Source organism: Marinobacter manganoxydans MnI7-9, from assembly GCF_000235625.1.
GTDB lineage: Bacteria > Pseudomonadota > Gammaproteobacteria > Pseudomonadales > Oleiphilaceae > Marinobacter > Marinobacter manganoxydans.
On sequence record NZ_AGTR01000028.1, the window covers coordinates 42718 to 63389 of the forward strand.

Below are 20672 nucleotides of genomic sequence, written 5' to 3' on the forward strand. Positions count from 1 at the left end.
CGGTATTGCCAACTTAATATACGCGCCTCGTCACACGACGACGTTCCCCGATAGCTCAGTTGGTAGAGCAACGGACTGTTAATCCGTTTGTCGCTGGTTCGAGCCCAGCTCGGGGAGCCACTATTCTGAAAGCCCGCTAATTCTCTGAGTTAGCGGGTTTTTTATTGCCTTCTCTTTTGCATTACGTTTTTTGACCACATCTTGAGTGGTGGTGCGTGCTCCTGCCCTAGCCTGCTGCATTCGGGGCTGGCGGTGTGGGGTCGCCCTCCCAAAAAACGCTACGAGCACGTCCATGTGCGCTTGACTGTGGCCATCCATGGCCACAGACATTTTTGGGAGGGCAACCCCACACCACCGATCCAGACCCAACGATATACTCCCGACTTATTCGCTGAGTTTCCGAAAGGCACCTAAGGATATGCGGCTAGAATTTGCACCTAAATGTAGGTCGGATTGGCACAGCATAATCCGTATATGGTCTCCTCCCCGTTTGCAAGGTCTCAGCACTCAATGTCAGGGACAGGTTTGCGCCCGTATATCCGGCCTGTTTGATGAGGCGGCTTTGTCGCCTCTGGCCTTGATGGAAGATCCGCGCCTGCCGTCCTTATCGACCTAACGGCCTCTGGGGCCCTTGGATTAGTCAGGTTTTCGGCAGGCCGGTCTGACCTGTTATGCCATCGATTGCTGTGACCCTCGCAACCTGCGGGAAGGGTAACCGCTTTACTTTCCGACGTCGCGTCGGTGATTTAGCTCAGTCAATCCCTGACTTATTCATACCGCCAGCCGTTGCTCCGATGGCTGGTAGTGCTCGCCTCGGGCGATAATCACCCAGGCAATGCGAACCAACTTGTTGGCCAATGCGACGGTTGCCTTGTTGAACCCTCGCTCTGCCTTGAGTCGCTGGATCCATCGGCTGAGGCGGTCCATTTTCCCGTCCGCACGGGCAACCACCGCTCTCGCCCCGTGAACCAGTTGGGCGCGTACGTACGGGTCGCCTCGCTTGCTGATTCCCAGTAAGACGTCTTTGCCCCCGGTGCTGTTCTGACGGGGGATCAGGCCCAGCGCTGCGCCAGCGTCTCGGCCTCGCCGGAATTGGCGGCCATCACCCATCCAGCCCTTCAGCAGACTGGCGACGACTTCACCAACGCCCGGTATCGCTTGCAGGCGCCGACAGGTCTCATCCTGTCTCGATCTCTGCTTTACTTGTTGGTCGTACCAGGCCAGTTCCTGCTCTACTTCCAGAAAACGCTGATACTGGCGGTGCAACAACTGCCGGGCCCGCTCGCTCAACCCGTTGTCAGCGTCTTCCAGTGCCAGTGGCAGCTCCCGGCGCAGCGCCGCTATTCCCTGGGGCATGATCACACCGTACTCGGCCAGCAATCCTCGAAGCTGATTGCTGATTCGTACCCGATCCTTGCTCACGCCCTGGCGCAGCTTGTGCAGCATCTGATCATCCTGCTGCTCGACCTCTTTGATCGGCACCGGGCGAATTCGCCCATGTTCACTGGCCTCCGCAATGGCCTGAGCATCGTTGTAATCGTTTTTCTGACCTCGAAGATAGCCCTTCACATGTTGAGGCGGTAACAACTCAACCTGATGCCCTAACGCTCGTATCTGGCGAGCCCAATAGTGCGAGCTCCCACACGCCTCAAGAGCGACTGTGCAAGGCTCCAAACGCACCAGCTGCTCCAGCAACTGCTTGCGGCGCACTTTGCGCTTCCACCCGCTGTGACCTTTAGGGCCCAGCCCAAAAAGGACAAACGTGTTCTTTGCGAGATCAATGCCAACCGTTGTAACCTTACTCATGGTCTCCTCCCACTCGTTTCTGATAGGAAAATTCTCCTTCCCTATCCTGGCGCATTGCGACGCCGATTAGGAGGGGAGGAGACCATCTCATCGACCTAAGCCTGCATCTGTCTTTCGGGAAAATGCGGTCAACTGGAAGGTCTAAACGGGACAGCTGGCAGGGCATTCCAAAACTGTAGAGGGCCATGGACGGCCCGAAACAAGCGCACACGGACGTGCTTGTAGCGTGTTTTGGAAAGCCCTGCCAGCTGTCCCTGCCACCATTACTCAAAGGCTAGGTCAGGATTCGAGGGCCGGATAGGGCTAGAGTCCAATCACTTCGGAGTGAATAGCCTCCAAGGAAGCCAGCGGGTCAGACGCCTGAGTAATCGGACGGCCGATCACGAGGTAATCGGAACCGGCTTTGAGGGCATCTGTGGGCGTCATGATGCGCTGCTGGTCGCCTTTATCGGCCGTCAGGGGGCGGATACCCGGTGTGATCAGTTTGAAGTCGGCGCCCTGCTCGACTTTAAGCTTCGGTGCCTCCTGGGCGGAGCAGACGACGCCGTCGAGGCCGCAATTTTTGGTGAGGGTTGCCAGTCGGGACACCTGTGCTTCCGGGGAATCGGTGATGCCGATGCCGACGAGGTCGTCGGCGTTCATACTGGTGAGGACCGTGACGGCGATCAACAGCGGGCGATCCGCGCCAAAGCTTTCCAGACGTTCCCGACAGGCGGTCATCATTTTCTCGCCACCAGAGGCATGCACATTGACCATCCATACACCGAGATCGGCGGCAGCTGCAACGGCAGCTGAGGTGGTGTTCGGGATGTCATGGAATTTCAGATCCAGGAATACGTCGAATCCACGCTTCTGAAGCCCTTCAACCAATTGCGGGCCGGAACGGGTGAACAGTTCCTTACCCACTTTCAGGCGGCATTTGCTCGGGTCCAGTTTGTCGACCAGCTCAAGGGCAGGATTCTGGGAGGGAAAATCGAGGGCGACGATGATCTTGGGATCGTTAGCGGTTTGCACGTTCACTTGTCCTGCGGAAATTCGGTAAAGGTTTATTCGGCTTCAACACCCTGGATCGGGCGCACGGTTTCCCATTGCTTGCAGCTTGGGCAAAGCCAGTGCAGCTGACGGCCAGAGAAACCACAGCTGACACAACGGTAGACGGGACGATTGGCGAGAATCAGGTGGCCAATACGGCTCACCAGCCTGCCCTCATCAGTGGTCATGCCCTTCTCATAGCCGGCCATTTCCACCAGCCTGAGCAAGCCACGGACACTCGGGCGGGTTTCCAGTTCCTGCCTGAGCAAGTCGATGGCAGCCGGTCGCCCCGAGGCACGCTCGACGGACTCCACCAGAGCCAGCAACAAACTGGTGCTCGGGTAGTTTTCGTAAAGCTTGCGCAGTTTTTTCGCCAACCGGCCAATGTCGCCGTGCTCATGCTCAAGTTTCATGAGCCGGTCGATGGCTTCCGGCCCAAACTCCGGGTTCTGTTCGAATACTTTCAGGCACTGGCTGCCTGCCTCGCGATAGCTGCCCTGCCGAACCAGCAGCTTCATCATAATAAGATTGGCCCGCACGCAAGAGCGATCGTACTCAAGCGCCTCCTTAGCCAGTTTCTGGGCAGCCCAGCGGTCGTCCTGTTTCAGGGACTCTTCCGACAGCTCGCATGTCAGGTAGGCCAGCACTTTGAACATTGCCGGGTCGGCGTCTCCACGTGTCAGCGTCCGGGCAACTTCGGCAGCCTTCGCCCATTCCTTTTCCTGTTGGTAGAGGTCGATGAGCTGCTGGGAGGAGTGCCGACCATAATCCTTGTCGCCCATCAATTGGTGCAACAATGCCTCGGCGCGGTCAAGCAGCCCCGCGTTCAGGTAATCGCGGGCAAGCTCGAGAGTCACCTGCGGGGAGAATCTCGGGGGTAATTCGGGCCTGGCCAGAAGGTTCTGGTGGATCAGTATGGCGCGATCGGTTTCGCCCTTGTTACGGAAATGGCTGCCAATGGAGAGGTGGAGACTGACAGTATCCTTGTTGACCGCAAGGGACTGGACGAAATTCTCAACCGCCTGGTCGGAGTAGTTCGTGAACAGGAACTGGAGACGGTCCTTCACCGATTCCTCATCGGAAATCGTTTTGCCGGATCGCCTGTCACCGCTTCCCAGCCGGCCCACAAGCCAGCCAACGGCGACTGCAACTGTTAGCAGCAGCCACTGTAATACGATATCCATTAAAGAGTCCGGTCGTTCTGGGCCCTGGATTTCTCCAATGCCTGCTCGGCGCGATCAAGTCGTTTCTGAAGGGTTCGCCGGGACACCGAGTTGCGAACGGTGGCCAGCATGGTCATCAGCACGCCAACAAGGGCACCGACAACAAATGCCATGATAATCCAGACGGCAACACCATGGGGCTGGGTTTCAAACAACAGAAAGTTGAGGGAGACTGCCATTTGATTGTTGAGCGAGAATACCAGTGCCAGCAGAACCAGGACCAAAACCAACAGAATAATGAGGATCTTCTGCAATCCTGCCATAGCGATAGCACTCCCAAAGGGCATTGATGCCCGAATTATACGCGTTCCCTGAGCAGCTGTTAAAAGCCTTTCTTCAAGCTGTCGTTGACCTGCTCTCTCAATTCCTTGCCGGGTTTGAAGTGCGGCACATATTTGGCTGGCAACTGAACAGCCTCACCGGTTTTCGGATTGCGCCCGGTACGCGCGGCCCGGTGATGAAGGGAAAAACTGCCAAATCCCCGGATTTCTATTCTCTGACCATCGGCAAGCGACTGGGACATGTGCTCGATGATGGTTTTTACAGCCAGTTCGACATCTTTAACGGAGAGCTGAGTTTGCTTGGAAGCAATCAGCTCGACCAGTTCGGACTTCGTCATGAGGCGTTTCCCTCTTTCATTTTTATTTGGCCGTCGGTTACCGGATTCCCATGACTACCTAGTTTAGCCAAACCAGAAAAAAACACAAAAAAAACGGGCTCTTAGAGCCCGTTTTTTTCGTACCAACCGGAAGATTAGTCCTTGTTGGCGTTTTGCTGCTGCATCTGCTCCTTGATGAGATCACCGATGGTGGTCGCACCAGAGGAAGTTTCCGCAGTTTTGGTCCGCACGTTTTCCAGTGCCTGCTTGTCGTCCTCAACATCTTTGGACTTCACAGACAGGTTGATGATGCGGTTCTTGCGATCGATGCTGATGATCTTCGCTTCAACTTCTTCGCCTTCTTTCAGCGCGTTGCGTGCGTCTTCAACACGGTCACGGCTGATTTCAGAGGCTTTCAGTACCGCTTCAACTTCGTCGTTCAGGGCAATGGTAGCTGCCTTGGCATCAACTGCAGACACGGTTCCCTTAACAATAGAGCCCTTGTCGTTCAGCTGCACAAACTCGGCGAACGGATCGCTTTCGAGCTGCTTGATACCCAGGGAGATACGCTCACGCTCCGGATCAACAGACAGGATAACGGTTTCAACTTCGTCACCCTTCTTGTATTCACGAACCGCTTCTTCGCCAGTCTCGTTCCAGCTGATGTCAGACAGGTGAACCAGACCGTCGATGCCGCCATCCAGACCGATGAAGATACCGAAGTCAGTGATTGACTTGATCTTACCGGAGATGCGGTCGCCCTTGTTGAAGTTGCTGGAGAAGTCTTCCCACGGGTTGGATACACACTGCTTGATACCCAGGGAGATACGACGACGCTCTTCGTCGATATCCAGAATCATCACGCCCACTTCGTCGCCAACCTGGACAACCTTGGACGGATGGATGTTCTTGTTGGTCCAATCCATTTCAGATACGTGAACCAGACCTTCAACACCCTCTTCCAACTCAGCAAAGCAACCGTAGTCAGTCAGGTTGGTAACGCGTGCTGTAACCTTGCTGCCTTCCGGATAACGACCCTTGATATCAACCCAGGGATCTTCGCCCAGCTGCTTCAGGCCGAGAGAAACACGGTTGCGCTCACGATCGAACTTCAGAACCTTGACGCTGATTTCGTCGCCAACATTAACGATTTCGCTCGGATGCTTGATGCGCTTCCAGGCCATATCGGTAATGTGCAGCAGGCCGTCAACACCACCCAGATCCACGAACGCGCCGTAGTCGGTCAGGTTCTTGACGATACCCTTGATTTCCATACCCTCGGTCAGGGTTTCCAGCAGAGCTTCACGCTCGGCACTGTTCTCAGCTTCCAGAACGGCGCGGCGGGAAACAACCACGTTGTTACGCTTCTGGTCGAGCTTGATAACCTTGAATTCGAGTTCTTTGTTCTCCAAGTGCGCGGTGTCGCGAACCGGACGAACATCTACCAGCGAGCCAGGCAGGAAGGCACGGATGCCGGCCAGATCGACGGTGAAGCCACCCTTGACCTTACCGTTGATGATACCTTTAACCACTTCCTCAGCTTCGAAGGACTTCTCGAGTACCTTCCAGGCTTCTGCACGCTTGGCCTTTTCACGGGACAGACGGGTCTCACCGAAGCCGTCTTCAACAGCGTCGAGAGCTACATCGACAACGTCGCCGATAGCAATTTCCAACTCGCCTTTTTCGTTAAGGAACTGGGAGGCGGGGATAACGCCTTCGGACTTCAGTCCGGCGTTAACGGTGACCCAGTCGTTATCGACGTCTACAACGGTTCCCTGGACGATGGAACCCGGTTGCATGTCAATTTCTTTTAGGCTTTCTTCAAAAAGATCCGCAAAGCTCTCGCTCATTATGAGTCCTATATGATCAACGCAAGTGTACTCCGTGCCACCAGCAACACGGTCTGTTAACAAGTTCCGGATTAAGCCTGTGGCTGGCAGATAACGCTACATCCGGCATTTCAACGACAAAAAGGTGTAGTCAGGCCTGACCTGCTGCGGCCATACACCTGTCTAACACCTCTTCTATACTCAATCCCGTAGAATCAATGACTTGCGCATCATCTGCGGGCTTGAGAGGGGCTGCGGAACGGTTCATATCCCGTTCATCACGAACCCGTATCTCCTCTAAAAGGGCGTCAATATTAACATCGACACCCGCGTCCTTCAACTGGCTATAGCGCCGTTGAGCCCTCTCCTCGGCGCTTGCCGTCAGGAAGATTTTTACCGGCGCGTCCGGAAACACCACGGTCCCCATATCACGGCCATCGGCCACAAGGCCCGGCGCCTGCCGGAAGTCCCGCTGGCGCTGCAAAAGGGCGTCACGGACCGACTGGATCACAGCCACCTTTGAAGCATTGTCGCCCGCCGATTCTGTACGTATATCTGCGGTCACGTCCTGCCCTGCCAGAACGACTTTTACCGGCTCACCTGCCGGCGTGGGCTCAAACGCCACATCCAGTCCGGCGGCGACTTTTACCAGCCCGCTCTCATCATCCATGGACACGCCCTGGCGAGCCGCGGCCAGCGCCGTCAGCCGATAAAGAGCACCACTGTCCAGAAGATGCCAGCCCAGCTTTCGGGCCAGCATCTGGGTAATCGTGCCTTTGCCGGAACCCCCGGGACCATCCACGGTGATCACCGGCGCACTGCTATCAACCATTATTCAGCCCCCTCGGCCGAGATATTGATTCCCGTTCCTTGCGCAAGTTCCACAAAACCGGGGAAAGACGTAGCCACATTGGCACAGTCGTTCACTGTAATGTCACCCGCAGCGCGCAGGGAAGCGACCGCAAAGGACATTGCGATGCGGTGGTCGCCGTGACTGTTCACGGTACCGCCACCGATGGTCTGACCACCATCGATAATAATGCCGTCCGGGGTTACGGTAGTGTCCACGCCCAATGCAGCAAGGCCATCTGCCATCACCTGGATCCGATCGCTTTCCTTGACCCGGAGTTCCTCAGCGCCACGCAAAACCGTGCGACCATTGGCGCAGGCCGCGGCGATGAATAGCACCGGAAATTCATCGATGGCCAGGGGCACCTGATCCTCAGGGATGTCGATACCCTGCAGCTCCGCCGAGCGGACCCGAAGGTCAGCAACCGGCTCACCACCGATTTCGCGCTCGTCCAGAATCTCGATATTGGCGCCCATCTGATTCAGGATGTTGATCACACCAACCCTGGTCGGGTTCATTCCAACGTGGCGAAGGATCAGATCGGAGCCCGGGGCGATACTGGCCGCGACCAGGAAAAATGCAGACGAAGAAATATCGGCAGGGACGTCAATATTGGTCGCCGTCAATTTGCCGCCGCCACTAACACTGGCGGTCGCGCCGTCCCGGTGGACGTGGTAGCCAAAGCCCGCCAGCATGCGCTCGGTATGATCGCGAGTAGGCGCCGGCTCGGTCACCGATGTACTGCCCTCGGCATAAAGCCCGGCCAGCAGAAGACACGATTTGACCTGGGCACTGGCCACCGGCATTTCATAGTGAATACCGGACAGCTTCTGGCCACCACGGATTTTCAGTGGCGGGCGCCCCCCTTCTGCGGTATCGATAACGGCGCCCATCGCCCTGAGAGGATCGGCAACCCGCCCCATCGGGCGACCGGAGAGACTCGCATCGCCGGTCAGCTCGGAATCAAAGGGCTGGGCCGCCAGCAAACCGGCGAACAGCCGCATGGCGGTTCCCGAGTTACCCAGATACAGAGGCCCGCGGGGGGCCTGAAGCCCGTGCATGCCAACACCATGGATGCGAACAAAGCCGTCGTCCGGGCCTTCAATGGTAACGCCCATATCCCGGAATGCCTGGAGCGTCGCCAGGCTGTCTTCACCCTCCAGAAACCCTTTCACTTCGGTTACGCCATCTGCCAGAGCACCCAGCATGATGGACCGGTGCGACATTGACTTGTCGCCGGGCACCCGGATATCACCGGTGATCGCGCCACCGGACTGAAGACGGAACGTTACCTGCTTTTCACTGTTGTTTGTCACGTAAGCCTGTCCTGAGAGCATCTTCGAAAAATGTTCACGCGCCGCCTTGGCGCGACTGAAAACCCGCAACAACGTGGCACTGTCCTGATTGGCAATGGCAGTGCGCAGTTGTTCGAGGTCGTGGGTAAAGTGGTCAATGACACGAAGAACCGCATCACGGTTCGACAGAAAAATATCGTGCCACATCACCGGATCGCTGGCCGCAATCCGGGTGAAATCCCTGAAGCCACCGGCGGCGTACCGGAAGATGTCCATGTTCTCATCTTCACCCGCCAGGGTATCTACCAGGGAGAACGCGATCAGGTGAGGCAAGTGGCTGGTGGCTGCCAGCACCTCATCGTGATACGCCACCGACATGGTCAGCACCGTGGCACCGCAGCCCTCCCAGAGCCCTTGCAGGCGAGCCAGGTGGGGCTGGCTGACATTGTCCGGCGGCGTAAGGATGACCTTGTGGTTGGCGAAAAGCTCGGGATTTGCCGCCCGGATGCCACTCTTCTCGGAACCGGCAATGGGATGACCGGGAATAACCAGAGGCGACAAGCCGCCGAACACGGCCTCAACATCGGCTACGAAGCTGGATTTGGTACTACCGACATCGGTGAGTATCGCGTCCGGCTCCAGAGACGGGCGAATCTGCTCAAGAACCGCGCGTGTTGCTCGTACCGGAACGGCAAGCACAACCAGGTCCGCGCCACGAACTGCATCAGACACCGTTGACGCCGCCTGATCGATCACACCCAACTCTTTACCGAGCTGCAGTTCCTCAGTGCGATGATCCGCACCAACAACCGTACCCGCAAGCCCATTGCGACGGATCGCGCAGGCCAGGGAGCCGCCAATCAGCCCCAGGCCAATCACCGCTACCCGTTTAAACAGAGGCTCGGACGGCGCCATATCAGTCGCTCAACCCCGAGGCCGCCAGGGCCTGCGCCAGTGCATCAATAAAGCGCTCGTTTTCTTCCTGAAGCCCGACAGAAACCCGAAGATGCCGGGGCATACCATAACCGCCGATGGGCCGAACAATCACGCCGTGGGCCAGCAGGGACTGGTACACGCCCATGGCCTGCTCCCCCACTTCCACGGCAACAAAGTTCCCGGCTGACGGGATGTAACTGAGCCCCATCCGGTCGAATGCCTCCTGCAACTGACGCAGACCGGCTGTGTTCACATCCCGGGAACGCTGGAGATAGTCTTCATCCTCAAGCACAGCCGTGGCCGCAGACAGGGCAACCGTATCCACGTTGAATGGCTGACGCACCCGGTTAAGAATGTCTGCGATGGCCGGCGAGGAGATACTGTAACCTACCCGCAGAGCCGCCAGCCCCCAGGCTTTGGAGAACGTGCGGCAAACGATGAGATTCGGGAAACGGGCCAACAGCTCGACACCGTCCGGGTATTGATCACCGGTCAGGTATTCACAGTAGGCCTCATCCAGAACCACAAGCACGTTCTCGGGGATTTTCTTCAGGAACGCCTCGATGGCGTCCGCCGTGTGAACGGTACCCGTCGGGTTGTTCGGGTTGGCGACAAACACGAGGCGAGTGCGATCAGTAACCGCTACGGCCATGGCGTCCAGATCGTGCCCCCATTCCCGGGCAGGCACAGACACACCCCTGGCACCGATGGCCTGTGTCACCAGGGGGTAGACAGCGAACGCGTACTGGGAGAAAACCACTTCGGAATCTGCATCGGCGAAACAACGGGTAATGACTTCCAGTACATCGTTGGAGCCGTTACCAAGGGTAATCTGATCCATCCCGACGTTCAGACGCTTCGAAAGCGCCTGCTTCAGGTTGAATCCGTTGCCATCGGGATACAGACAAAGCTCGGAGAGGGCCTGCCGCGCGGCCGACAGCGCTTTTTCGCTCGGCCCCAGCGGGTTTTCGTTGCTCGCCAGCTTGATGATCTCTGCCGGATTGAGGCCAAGCTCACGGGCCAGCTCTTCAATCGGCTTGCCCGGCTGATACGGTGAGAGGGCCTGTACGCCGCGAACCGCCAGGCTCTGGTAATCAATGGCCATAAATCGTCCTCGACACTCTTTGCTCAGAAACGCAGGTGCAGATACTTACAGAACGCCAATCGGGTAGGAACCCAGGCGTTTGAGCTCAACGGCCTCTTCATCCACTTCTGCCAGAACCTTCCGGACCTGTTCGTCTTCCATATGTCCCTCAAAATCGATGTAGAACACATAGGCCCAGGTGCCACTTGGCGAGGGCCGCGTTTCGATTCTGGTCAGGCTGAGCCCGTGACGATGGAACGGCTCGAGGAGCTGATACAGGGCCCCCGGTTTGTTGCGCATGGACACCAGGATAGACGACTTGTCGTGGCCACTGGCAGGCACTTCCTCCCGGCCAATGATCAGGAAGCGTGTGGTATTGTCCGGGCGATCCTCAATACTGTTCGCCAGCTTCTGCAGGCCATAGAGCTCGGCCGCCATATCACCGGCAATAGCCGCCGTGCCGGGCTCCTCGGCTGCGCGCCGGGCCGCTTCCGCATTGCTGGAGACGGTAACCCGCTCGATGCCGTAGCGGTGGGTGTCCAGCCATTGCCGGCATTGGGCAAACGATTGCTGATGGGAATAAATCCGTGTGATTTCCTGGTCGCCATGCTTCGGAGACACAAGCAGGTGATGGTGAATCCGCAGCTGAACCTCGCCGCAGATCTTCAGCGGCGAGGACATGAACATATCCAGGGTGTGGTTGATCATACCCTCGGTCGAGTTTTCGACCGGCACCACGCCGTAATGAGCAGCGCCGGATTCGACCTCCCGGAATACCGCATCAATGGCCGGCAAAGGCACGCTGACCACCGAGTGACCAAAATGCTTGAGCGCTGCCGCCTGTGTGAAGGTGCCAATCGGACCCAGGAAGGCAATGTGCATGGGCTTTTCCAGCGCCAGGCAGGCCGACATGATTTCCCGGAACAGACGGGCCATTTCCTCACCCGACAGCGGCCCCGGATTCTGTTCCTTGATGCGGCGAAGCACCTGGGCCTCCCGCTCGGGGCGATAGAAAAAGACGTCCTGCCCCGGATTGGCGGTCATTTTAACGTGCGCCACTTCCTGGGCACAGGCGGCCCTGGCACTGATCAGCTCCATGATCTTCTGATCAAGTTGATCGATCTCGTCCCGCAGCTCTCCGAGCCGAACCTGCTCATCACTCATGATCAGCCACGCTCCTTCGCAAATTCGGTCATGTAGTCGATCAGTGCATCGACACCGGCTTCTGGCATCGCGTTGTAGATGCTCGCACGCATTCCGCCAACCGACCGGTGGCCGGCCAGGTTCAGCAGGCCACGGGCATTGGCACCCTTCAGGAATTCACCGTTCAGGGCATCATCCGCCAGCGTGAATGGTACGTTCATCCAGGAGCGGAAGCGCGGATCAATCGGGTTGGCGTAAAACTCGTTGGTATCGATGAAATCGTAGAGCTTGCGGGCCTTGCGCAGGTTGATTTCACCCATGGCCTTCACACCGCCCTGCTCTTTCAGCCACTTGAACACCAGACCGGCCAGATACCAGGAATAGGTCGCCGGCGTGTTGTACATGGAGCCGTTATCTGCGATCACCTGATAATTCATCATGGTCGGGGTCTCCTGGCGGGCCTTACCCAGGAGATCCTTGCGGATAATGACCACTACCAATCCCGAGGGACCGATGTTCTTCTGGGCACCGGCATAGATCACACCGAACCTGGAGACGTCCACCGGCCTCGACAGCATTGATGAGGACATGTCGGCAACCAGCGGCGCGCCCGGGCTATCCGGAATAAAACCGAATTCCAGGCCACCGATGGTCTCGTTGGGCGTGTAGTGCAGATAAGCCGCGTCGGCACTGGTCTGCCACGAGGATTGATCCGGAATCGTGGTAAAGCCACTGTCTTCCGAACTCGCCACCACGTTCACCTTGCCATAGCGACTGGCCTCGGCAATGGCCTTCTTGGACCAGATGCCAGTGTTCACGTAGTCCGCAGAGCCTTTTTCGCCCAGCAGATTCAGAGGAATGGTGGAAAACTGGCTGGACGCCCCACCCTGCATGAAAAGAACCGCGTAGTCGTCCGACACGCCGGCCAGTTCACGCAGATCTTTTTCTGCAGTTTCGGCAATCTGGACAAACTCGTCGCTGCGATGGCTCATTTCCATCACCGACATGCCGGTACCGCGCCAGTCGAGCATTTCATCCCGCGCCTGACGAAGCACGCTCTCCGGCAAGGTGGCCGGACCTGCACAAAAGTTATACGCCCTGCTCATGTTGCTGCTTTCTCTCAAGTCTTGCTGAATCTGTCCGTGGCAAGTGCCGGCTTATTCGTCGCCGGCACTCTCGCCTTCTTGGCCTTGCTGGCCTTCTTCCGGGCTCTCGTCGGCAACAATCGGATTGCCTTCACTGTCGAGCTCTTCGTCGTCGGTTTCCGCAATCCGCTCAACGCCAACCAGCCGCTCGTCTTCCTGGCTCAGCTTGATCAGGCGCACGCCCTGGGTATTCCGGCTAAGAACCGACACTTCGTCTGTCCGGGTACGCACGAGCGTGCCCTTGTCAGAGATCAGCATCATTTCGTCACCGTCGAACAGCTGCAGGGCTGTCACCAGGTTACCGTTACGCTCGGAGCACTGCATGGCGATAACGCCCTGGCTGCCACGGCTGTAGGTCGGGAACTCGTCAATGGCGGTACGCTTGCCGTAGCCGTTTTCGGAGGCAGTCAGGATAACCCCACCGTCCTGCGGGATGATCAGCGACACCACATGGTGACCCTGCGGCATCTTGATACCGCGAACACCACGGGCTGTCCGGCTCATGGGACGAACGGCTTCTTCGTTGAAGCGCACCGCCTTGCCAGCGGTCGAGAACAGCATGACCTCGGCATCGCCTTTGGTAATGGCTGCACCGATCAGGGTATCGCCCTCATCCAGTGACAGGGCAATCAGGCCGCTGCTGCGCGGACGCGAGAAGTTCGGCAACGGCGTTTTCTTGACCACACCGGCAGAGGTGGCCATCAGCACGAACTGGTCTTCCGGATAATCCCGAACCGGCAGGAACGTGGTAATACGCTCGCCTTCGTCCAGCGGCAGGATATTCACCATGGGCCGACCGCGGGAGGCACGGCTGGCGCGTGGAATCTCGAACACCCGCAGCCAGTACACCTTGCCACGGTTGGAGAAACACAGAATCGTATCGTGGGAGTTGGCCACCAGCAGCTTCTCAACGAAGTCTTCGTCCTTCATAGAGGTTGCTGCCTTGCCCCGACCACCACGACGCTGGGCCTGGTAGTCTTCCACTGCCTGGGTCTTGGCGTAACCACTGTGGGAAATGGTCACCACCAGGTCTTCTTCATCAATCAGGTCGGCGATGGTCAGGTCGCGACGGGAGCTGGTGATTTCGGTACGACGCTCGTCACCAAACTCGGTAACGATCGCTTCCAGCTCTTCCCGGATCACCTGGAGCAGCCGCTCGGGGTCGCCCAGGATGTCCAGCAGATCGGCAATCTTGTCGAGAATTTCCTTGTATTCGTTCTGGAGCTTCTCGGTTTCCAGACCGGTCAGGCGGTGCAGACGCAAGTCCAGAATGGCCTGGGCCTGTTCCGGTGAAAGATGATACAGACCTTCACGCAGCCCATAGATCTCTGGCAGGTCGTCCGGACGGCAGGCGTCCTGACCGGCACGTTCCAGCATGGCCATGACATCGCCCGGTGACCAGCCCTTGGCAATCAGCTTTTCCTTCGCTTCGGCGGCGGACGGCGAGGCCTTGATCAGCTCGATAATCTCGTCGATGTTGGCCAGGGCAACCGTCAAACCTTCCAGAATATGGCCACGTTCACGGGCTTTACGCAGTTCGTAGATGGTCCGGCGGGTCACTACTTCACGGCGGTGACGAACGAACGCATCCAGCAGCTGCTTCAGATTCAGGGTTTTCGGCTCACCGTTGATCAGGCCAACCATGTTGATGCCGAATACAGTTTCCAGCTGGGTCTGGGCAAACAGGTTGTTGACCACAACGTCCGGGTTCTCACCCCGACGCAGTTCGATCACCACCCGGATACCTTCCTTGTTGGATTCGTCCCGCAGCTCGGAGATACCTTCAAGACGCTTTTCTTTTACCAGCTCCGCGATCTTCTCGATCAGGCGGGCCTTGTTCAGCTGATACGGCAGCTCGGTGATGATGATGGCATCGCGATTGGTCTTGTTGTCGTGCTCGATCTCGTGGCGGGCACGAATATAGATACGACCACGGCCGGTACGGTAGGCCTCAACGATGCCGGCACGGCCGTTGATGATGCCCTCGGTCGGGAAATCCGGGCCCGGAATGAATTCCATCAGCTCATCGATGGTCAGATCCGGATTATCAATCAGCGCCAAGCAGCCGCTTACGACTTCCGTCAGGTTGTGGGGCGGAATGTTGGTAGCCATGCCCACGGCAATACCGGAGGAACCATTCACCAGCAGGTTGGGCACCCGGGTGGGCAGAACCTCGGGAATCCGCTCGGTACCGTCGTAGTTATCGACGAAATCGACGGTTTCCTTGTCCAGGTCCGCCAGCAGGGAGTGGGCGATCTTCTCCATGCGGATCTCGGTGTAACGCATGGCAGCCGCGTTGTCACCGTCGATGGAACCGAAGTTACCCTGGCCATCAACCAGCGGATACCGCAGGGAGAACGGCTGGGCCATACGTACGATGGTGTCGTATACCGCAGAGTCACCGTGGGGGTGGTATTTACCGATAACATCACCCACCACACGGGCGGACTTCTTATAGGCCTTGTTCCAGTCGTTGTTCAGTTCGGACATGGCGAACAGAACGCGGCGGTGAACCGGCTTGAGGCCATCCCTCACATCCGGAAGCGCCCGCCCGACGATCACGCTCATGGCGTAATCGAGGTAGGACTGTTTTAACTCGTCTTCAATATTGACCGGCAGGATCTCTTTGGCTAACTCACCCATCGAGAAAGGTTCCTTTGCGTTATCTGGAAGTCGTATCGGGGCCGTTTCCGGGCCCCATAGTTATTCTTCAACAAGCCGCCAAGTCTACCACAGTCGCACCCTTTCCGGGGCAACTGTGAGGCAGCCTTAATCAAACACCACTGTCTTGTTTTCGTAGGTGATCACCCGGTCTTCAATGTGTGAGCGCAGGCCCCGGGCCAACACGTTCTTTTCCACATCCTTACCCAGGCGAACCATATCCTCGATAGAGTCGCTGTGGGTGATCCGGATAACGTCCTGCTCGATGATCGGGCCCTCGTCGAGGTCCTGAGTCACGTAGTGGCAGGTGGCACCAATCAGCTTAACACCGCGGCTGTAGGCCTGGTGATAGGGGCGTGCACCGGCGAAAGACGGCAGGAAGCTGTGATGGATATTGATCACCTTGCCGGAGTATTTCTCGCAGAGCTCGCCAGGAAGGATCTGCATGTAGCGCGCCAGCACCACCACATCGGCCTCATATTTCTGGAACAGCTCATCAATATGGGCGAAAGCTTCCTCTTTGTTTTCCTTGCTTACCGGCACGTGGTGGTAGGGAATCTCATGCCACTCCACCATCCGGCGCAGGTCGTCGTGGTTGGAGATGACCGCCACGATCTCGGCATTGATCTCCTTGCTGTGCCAGCGGTGCAGCAGATCAGCCACACAATGGGATTCCTTGCTGCACATCAGGATGACTTTCTTGGGCTGGGCCGAGTCGGCAATGTGCCAGTTCATATTGAATTCGCGGGCAATCGGCTCAAACGCGGCGCGGAACTGGTCCAGACCGAACGGAATCGAGGTGGCCTTGATCTCGTGCCGCATGAAAAACCAGCCGGTTTGCGTGTCGGAATGGTGACTCGCCTCGGTAATCCAGCCATTGTATGTCGACAGAAAATTACTCACCTTGGCGACAATTCCCACCCGGTCGGGGCAGGAAATCACAAGACGATAGGTATGCTCCATGAAAGCCTTTCCTTAACTGAAATCCGGGAAAGCAGGTGCGTCGGGGAATCACCGCCGACATTAACGGCAGGTTAACGGTACGCACCTATGAAAATGACCGGCTATCATAGCCTATCTGAACGCCAGAAACGAGGAATGGAGATATGGACAGAGGCCTCTACCAACGCACAATCAAAAACCTCGCCACGGGGCGCTCAGGCCGCCTTTCGATTGCGGCCGCCTTGACCTTTTTCATCACCACCGCGCCGGCCTTCGGACAGGCCATTCTCGAGGGTGAGCGGTTTCACCCGGTTACCGCAACCCAGGGCATGGTTGCCACCAGCCATACACTGGCCACCGAGGTGGCTCTGGAAGTGCTGAAAAACGGCGGCAATGCAATCGATGCAGCCGTTACCGCCGGTTTTGCACTCGCTGTTACCCAGCCCCGTTCCGGCAACATTGGCGGTGGCGGTTTCATGCTGATTTCCAGGGGCGACGGATCAGATCCGGAAGCCATTGATTATCGCGAAAAAGCGCCCGCTGCCGCCACAGAAACCATGTTCCAGGACGAATCCGGCGAGGTGGTCAGGAACCGCAGTCGTTTTACCCACCTGGCCGCAGGGGTTCCGGGCACAGTTGCCGGCCTTGCACTGGCGCTGGAGCGGCACGGCACCATTACCCTCAAGCAGGCACTGGCGCCGGCCATCAAACTGGCCCAAGACGGTTTCGTAGTGCCCCAGCGTTTTACTGAAGGTCTGGAGCAGGCCCGGGAGAGACTCGAGCGATGGCCCGCCACCCGTGACACCTTTTATAGGGAAGACGGCAGCGCCTGGCAGCCCGGGAAACGCTTTCGACAGCCGGAACTGGCGGCAACACTCCAGCGCATTGCCGACAACGGCGTGAAAGGCTTTTACGAAGGCGAAACCGCCGATCTGATTGCCAGCGAAATGGAACGGAATGGCGGCCTCATCACGCACCAGGACCTGAAAGACTATCGCCCGGTTGTCCGGGCGCCGGTTCACGGCAACTATCGCGGGTACGATATTTTCTCGATGTCGCCGCCCTCCTCCGGCGGCACGCACATTGTCCAGATCCTGAATATCCTGGAAGGCTTCCCGATGGCCGAGTTTGGCCATAACTCCGCTGATGCGATTCATCACATGGCCGAAGCCATGAAACTGGCCTACGCGGACCGTTCAAAATACCTCGGCGACACGGATTATGTGGAGGTGCCGCTGGCGGGGTTAACCAGCAAAGGCTACGCAGAAGAACTGCGCAAAGGCATTGATCCAGACAGGGCACGACCGGCCAGCGACATCAATCCCGGCCAGCCAGCTGCCTGGGAAAGCCCTGAAACCACCCATTTTTCCGTGGTGGATAAATGGGGCAACGCCGTGTCCAACACCTACACAATCAATTTCAGTTATGGATCCGGCATTACGGTGGAAGGCGCTGGATTCCTGCTTAACAACGAAATGGACGACTTCAGTGCCAAGCCCGGTGTGCCCAACGCTTATGGCCTGATCGGTGGCGAAGCCAACAAGGTCGAGCCCGGCAAACGCATGCTGAGCTCCATGTCGCCCACTATCGTTAAGAAGGATGGCAAGAACGTTCTGGTTACCGGCAGCCCCGGAGGCTCCCGGATCATTACCACCACCTTGCAGGTGATCCTCAATGTGATTGATCATGGAATGAACATCCAGACCGCCGTGAGCGCTCCGCGCATGCACCACCAGTGGCTGCCGGATGAAATCCGGATCGAACAGGGCATCAGCCCCGACACCATCCGGCTTCTGCAGGAGCGGGGGCACACGGTGGTCGGTGGATCAGCCATGGGCGCCATCCAGAGCATCCTGATTGACGAAGAGGGTGTTCTCAATGGTGGCGCGGACCCGAGGAGGAGCACTTCGTCGGCCATGGGCTATTAACGGGCAATTGACCAGGGTCACTGACCTGAATGGAGGCTTTATGTATCTTTCTGTACAACTGAGCTGCTATCCCCTGAAAGAGGAGTACAAGCAGCCAATCAAAGACCTGATCGCGCGCCTGGAGCAGACCGGACTGGAAGTCTATCCGGGGCGAATGAGCACCGAGATTTTCGGCGACTATGATGAGGTTATGGGCGTGCTCTCGGACACCATGAAATGATCGTTCGAGACCTACGGCAAATCTGTCTTCGTGGCGAAGATCATGGAGGGCGACCGGAGACCGAAATGACAGCACCGAGTGGGCCAGACAACCAGCAACAGAAACCGGATCAGAACCAACAACCGGTCATTCCGAACCAGTCTGCGTTCCTTTGGCTGAGCGCTGCCATCTTCCTGATGGTGCTCTGGCTGCAGGATGGCGGACAACCGCGGCTTCAGGACCTCGCCTACTCGGAATTCAAGACGGCTGTTGTGAACAATCAGGTGGCAGAAGTCACGTTGAAAGAAGAAGCCATTACCGGCTTGTTCACCGACAGCGGTGCAGCCGATTTCAGCTCTGACAGCCCACCCCACACCAGCACGCCCGGTTTCCATACCATCCGCCCGCCCATGGAAGACCCGTCGCTGCTCAACCTTCTTGAAGAGCACAGTGTCACCATTCGGGCCACGCCATCAGGTCTGCCCTGGTGGCAGGAAATGATTCGCGGCTTCCTGCCCTGGATCCTGCTGCTGGCGCTGATGTTCTGGTTCTGGGGTGCAGCGCAGAAACGCATGACACAGGGTGGCGGCCCGTTTGATTTCAGCCGCTCCAAGGCACGGCGGGCCCACAAGGAAACCTCTACCGCCACCCTGGACGACGTGGCCGGCATTGAATCCGCCAAGCGGGAAATTGCCGAGATCATCGATTTCCTGAAATCTCCCGAAAAATACCGGGCACTGGGTGCCGTCATGCCCAAGGGCGTGCTTCTGGTCGGCCCGCCGGGCACCGGCAAGACACTACTGGCCCGGGCCATCGCCGGCGAAGCCGAGGTGCCCTTCTACAGCATCAGCGCCTCGGAATTCATCGAGATGTTCGTGGGTGTCGGCGCCGCGCGGGTTCGGGACATGTTCAAGGAAGCCCGGAAAGACGCGCCGGCGCTGATTTTCATCGACGAACTGGATGCCATTGGCCGATCACGTGGTGCGGGCCTGGGTGGTGGCCATGATGAAAGAGAGCAAACACTGAACCAGATCCTTACGGAAATGGACGGTTTCGAGGCTCACGAAAATGTTCTGGTACTGGCTGCCACCAACCGGCCGGACGTTCTGGACAGCGCCCTGCTCCGCCCGGGCCGTTTTGACCGTAAGATCACCCTCGACCGCCCCCACAAGGAGGCCCGCGCGGCCATCCTGGCCGTTCACGTGCGAAAGGTACCCTTGGCGAATGATGTCGACCTGGATCAACTGGCCGCACGCACCATCGGCTTTTCCGGGGCGGATCTCAAGAACCTCGTAAATGAAGCGGCGCTCACCGCAGCCCGCGAAAGCCTGCATGAGGTGAATGCCCATTGCTTTGATCTGGCCCGGGACAGAATTATTCTCGGTGAAAAGCGCGACACCAAGCTGAACCCGCAGGAGCGTGAGGCTGTTGCCTACCACGAGTGTGGTCACGCCATCATGGCCTACTACATGCCGAACGCGGATCCCCTTACCAAGTTGACCATCATTCCCCACGGCATGGCCATGGGAGTGACGGAACAAACCCCGCGGGAAGATCACTACACCTACACCGAAAGCTATCTTAAGGATCGCATCAAGGTGATGCTTGGCGGTCGCTGCTCGGAAAAGCTGATCTACGGAGAAGTCAGTACCGGCGCCCAGAACGACCTCAAGGAGGCCACCGCGCTGATACGCAAGATGATCGGCCAGTGGGGCATGAGCGAAAAGATCGGCCCGCTGGGCCTGAACATCGGCGAGGAACATGTTTTCCTGGGCCGGGAGATGGGCATGCCGAGGGAGTTCAGCGAAAAGATGGCTGAGATGATTGACGAGGAAATCCAGTCCCAGCTCCTGGCCCTCGAGAAGGCAACCCTCGACTTCCTGACCGAGCACCGAAACCAGTTGGACGCACTGGCCAAAGCCGTGCTGAAACAGGAAACGCTGTCAGCAGAGGACGTCGAGGAAATCCTGCGCAAGGAAGATGCACGGAAGATTGCCTGAT

Annotated in this window: 16 protein-coding genes and 1 tRNA gene; 4 read left to right on the top strand and 13 right to left on the bottom strand. The window is 57.8% G+C overall.

Features of this window, described 5'->3' with window-relative positions:
- Positions 1–44 precede the first annotated feature (44 nt).
- Positions 45–120 (top strand) — tRNA-Asn (locus tag KYE_RS07640).
- Positions 121–771: 651 nt separating this feature from the next.
- On the opposite strand, the gene KYE_RS07650 is transcribed toward KYE_RS07640, so the two are convergent.
- The 13 genes from KYE_RS07650 to purU all read right to left on the bottom strand — a co-directional run bounded on the left by KYE_RS07650 (position 772) and on the right by purU (position 16565).
- Positions 772–1806, bottom strand: coding sequence for an IS110 family transposase (locus KYE_RS07650; RefSeq protein WP_008172057.1), 1035 nt, complete (start codon positions 1804–1806; stop codon positions 772–774).
- A gap of 303 nt (positions 1807–2109) precedes the next feature.
- Complete coding sequence (gene pyrF / locus KYE_RS07655) at positions 2110–2820, bottom strand: orotidine-5'-phosphate decarboxylase (RefSeq protein WP_008172058.1); 711 nt, start codon at positions 2818–2820, stop codon at positions 2110–2112.
- 32 nt (positions 2821–2852) lie between these two features.
- The gene (gene lapB / locus KYE_RS07660; protein WP_008172059.1) at positions 2853–4022 is read right to left on the bottom strand and encodes a lipopolysaccharide assembly protein LapB; all 1170 of its coding nucleotides are present in this window, start codon (positions 4020–4022) and stop codon (positions 2853–2855) included.
- Positions 4022–4324 carry a LapA family protein gene (locus KYE_RS07665; protein ID WP_008172060.1) on the bottom strand — a complete coding sequence of 101 codons (303 nt, stop codon included), beginning with the start codon at positions 4322–4324 and terminating at the stop codon, positions 4022–4024. The genes lapB and KYE_RS07665 overlap by 1 nt, the downstream gene beginning before the upstream one ends.
- Before the next feature lie 59 nt (positions 4325–4383).
- A complete protein-coding gene (locus KYE_RS07670; RefSeq protein ID WP_008172061.1) occupies positions 4384–4680 on the bottom strand; it encodes an integration host factor subunit beta in 297 nt (98 codons plus the stop codon).
- A gap of 134 nt (positions 4681–4814) precedes the next feature.
- Positions 4815–6509: a 30S ribosomal protein S1 gene (gene rpsA, locus KYE_RS07675; RefSeq protein WP_008172063.1), complete on the bottom strand. Its 1695-nt coding sequence runs from the start codon at positions 6507–6509 to the stop codon at positions 4815–4817.
- A 130-nt stretch (positions 6510–6639) separates the two neighbouring features.
- Positions 6640–7320, bottom strand: coding sequence for a (d)CMP kinase (cmk, locus tag KYE_RS07680; protein ID WP_008172064.1), 681 nt, complete (start codon positions 7318–7320; stop codon positions 6640–6642).
- Positions 7320–9548 (bottom strand): bifunctional prephenate dehydrogenase/3-phosphoshikimate 1-carboxyvinyltransferase, encoded by a 2229-nt coding sequence (locus KYE_RS07685; RefSeq protein WP_008172065.1) that lies wholly within the window; start codon positions 9546–9548, stop codon positions 7320–7322. Before KYE_RS07685 ends, cmk begins: the two co-directional genes overlap by 1 nt.
- A 1-nt stretch (position 9549) precedes the next feature.
- Complete coding sequence (gene hisC / locus KYE_RS07690; RefSeq protein WP_008172066.1) at positions 9550–10674, bottom strand: histidinol-phosphate transaminase; 1125 nt, start codon at positions 10672–10674, stop codon at positions 9550–9552.
- A gap of 45 nt (positions 10675–10719) precedes the next feature.
- Positions 10720–11817 (bottom strand): prephenate dehydratase, encoded by a 1098-nt coding sequence (gene pheA / locus KYE_RS07695; RefSeq protein WP_008172067.1) that lies wholly within the window; start codon positions 11815–11817, stop codon positions 10720–10722.
- A gap of 2 nt (positions 11818–11819) precedes the next feature.
- Positions 11820–12902, bottom strand: a complete 1083-nt coding sequence (serC, locus tag KYE_RS07700) for a 3-phosphoserine/phosphohydroxythreonine transaminase (RefSeq protein ID WP_008172068.1) — start codon at positions 12900–12902, stop codon at positions 11820–11822.
- Between the two features lie 51 nt (positions 12903–12953).
- Positions 12954–15584, bottom strand: a complete 2631-nt coding sequence (gene gyrA / locus KYE_RS07705; RefSeq protein ID WP_008172069.1) for a DNA gyrase subunit A — start codon at positions 15582–15584, stop codon at positions 12954–12956.
- Positions 15585–15710: 126 nt separating this feature from the next.
- Positions 15711–16565: a formyltetrahydrofolate deformylase gene (gene purU / locus KYE_RS07710; protein WP_008172070.1), complete on the bottom strand. Its 855-nt coding sequence runs from the start codon at positions 16563–16565 to the stop codon at positions 15711–15713.
- A gap of 143 nt (positions 16566–16708) precedes the next feature.
- On the opposite strand from purU, the gene ggt reads away from it, so the two are divergent.
- The 3 genes from ggt (at position 16709) to ftsH (ending at position 20671) form a co-directional block, all read left to right on the top strand.
- The gene (gene ggt, locus KYE_RS07715) at positions 16709–18472 is read left to right on the top strand and encodes a gamma-glutamyltransferase (RefSeq protein ID WP_008172072.1); all 1764 of its coding nucleotides are present in this window, start codon (positions 16709–16711) and stop codon (positions 18470–18472) included.
- 40 nt (positions 18473–18512) lie between these two features.
- Positions 18513–18692, top strand: coding sequence for a thiamine-binding protein (locus KYE_RS07720; RefSeq protein ID WP_008172074.1), 180 nt, complete (start codon positions 18513–18515; stop codon positions 18690–18692).
- 65 nt (positions 18693–18757) lie between these two features.
- A complete protein-coding gene (gene ftsH / locus KYE_RS07725; protein ID WP_008172077.1) occupies positions 18758–20671 on the top strand; it encodes an ATP-dependent zinc metalloprotease FtsH in 1914 nt (637 codons plus the stop codon).
- Position 20672: the final 1 nt, after the last annotated feature.

What these genes read in the sequence shown, in the direction of transcription:
- KYE_RS07650 (WP_008172057.1), bottom strand. Translation starts at nt 1,806, where the DNA reads ATGAGTAAGGTTACAACGGTTGGCATTGATCTCGCAAAGAACACGTTT.
- lapB (WP_008172059.1), bottom strand. Translation starts at nt 4,022, where the DNA reads ATGGATATCGTATTACAGTGGCTGCTGCTAACAGTTGCAGTCGCCGTT.
- KYE_RS07665 (WP_008172060.1), bottom strand. Translation starts at nt 4,324, where the DNA reads ATGGCAGGATTGCAGAAGATCCTCATTATTCTGTTGGTTTTGGTCCTG.
- KYE_RS07670 (WP_008172061.1), bottom strand. Translation starts at nt 4,680, where the DNA reads ATGACGAAGTCCGAACTGGTCGAGCTGATTGCTTCCAAGCAAACTCAG.
- rpsA (WP_008172063.1), bottom strand. Translation starts at nt 6,509, where the DNA reads ATGAGCGAGAGCTTTGCGGATCTTTTTGAAGAAAGCCTAAAAGAAATT.
- cmk (WP_008172064.1), bottom strand. Translation starts at nt 7,320, where the DNA reads ATGGTTGATAGCAGTGCGCCGGTGATCACCGTGGATGGTCCCGGGGGT.
- KYE_RS07685 (WP_008172065.1), bottom strand. Translation starts at nt 9,548, where the DNA reads ATGGCGCCGTCCGAGCCTCTGTTTAAACGGGTAGCGGTGATTGGCCTG.
- hisC (WP_008172066.1), bottom strand. Translation starts at nt 10,674, where the DNA reads ATGGCCATTGATTACCAGAGCCTGGCGGTTCGCGGCGTACAGGCCCTC.
- pheA (WP_008172067.1), bottom strand. Translation starts at nt 11,817, where the DNA reads ATGAGTGATGAGCAGGTTCGGCTCGGAGAGCTGCGGGACGAGATCGAT.
- serC (WP_008172068.1), bottom strand. Translation starts at nt 12,902, where the DNA reads ATGAGCAGGGCGTATAACTTTTGTGCAGGTCCGGCCACCTTGCCGGAG.
- gyrA (WP_008172069.1), bottom strand. Translation starts at nt 15,584, where the DNA reads ATGGGTGAGTTAGCCAAAGAGATCCTGCCGGTCAATATTGAAGACGAG.
- purU (WP_008172070.1), bottom strand. Translation starts at nt 16,565, where the DNA reads ATGGAGCATACCTATCGTCTTGTGATTTCCTGCCCCGACCGGGTGGGA.
- ggt (WP_008172072.1), top strand. Translation starts at nt 16,709, where the DNA reads ATGGACAGAGGCCTCTACCAACGCACAATCAAAAACCTCGCCACGGGG.
- KYE_RS07720 (WP_008172074.1), top strand. Translation starts at nt 18,513, where the DNA reads ATGTATCTTTCTGTACAACTGAGCTGCTATCCCCTGAAAGAGGAGTAC.
- ftsH (WP_008172077.1), top strand. Translation starts at nt 18,758, where the DNA reads ATGACAGCACCGAGTGGGCCAGACAACCAGCAACAGAAACCGGATCAG.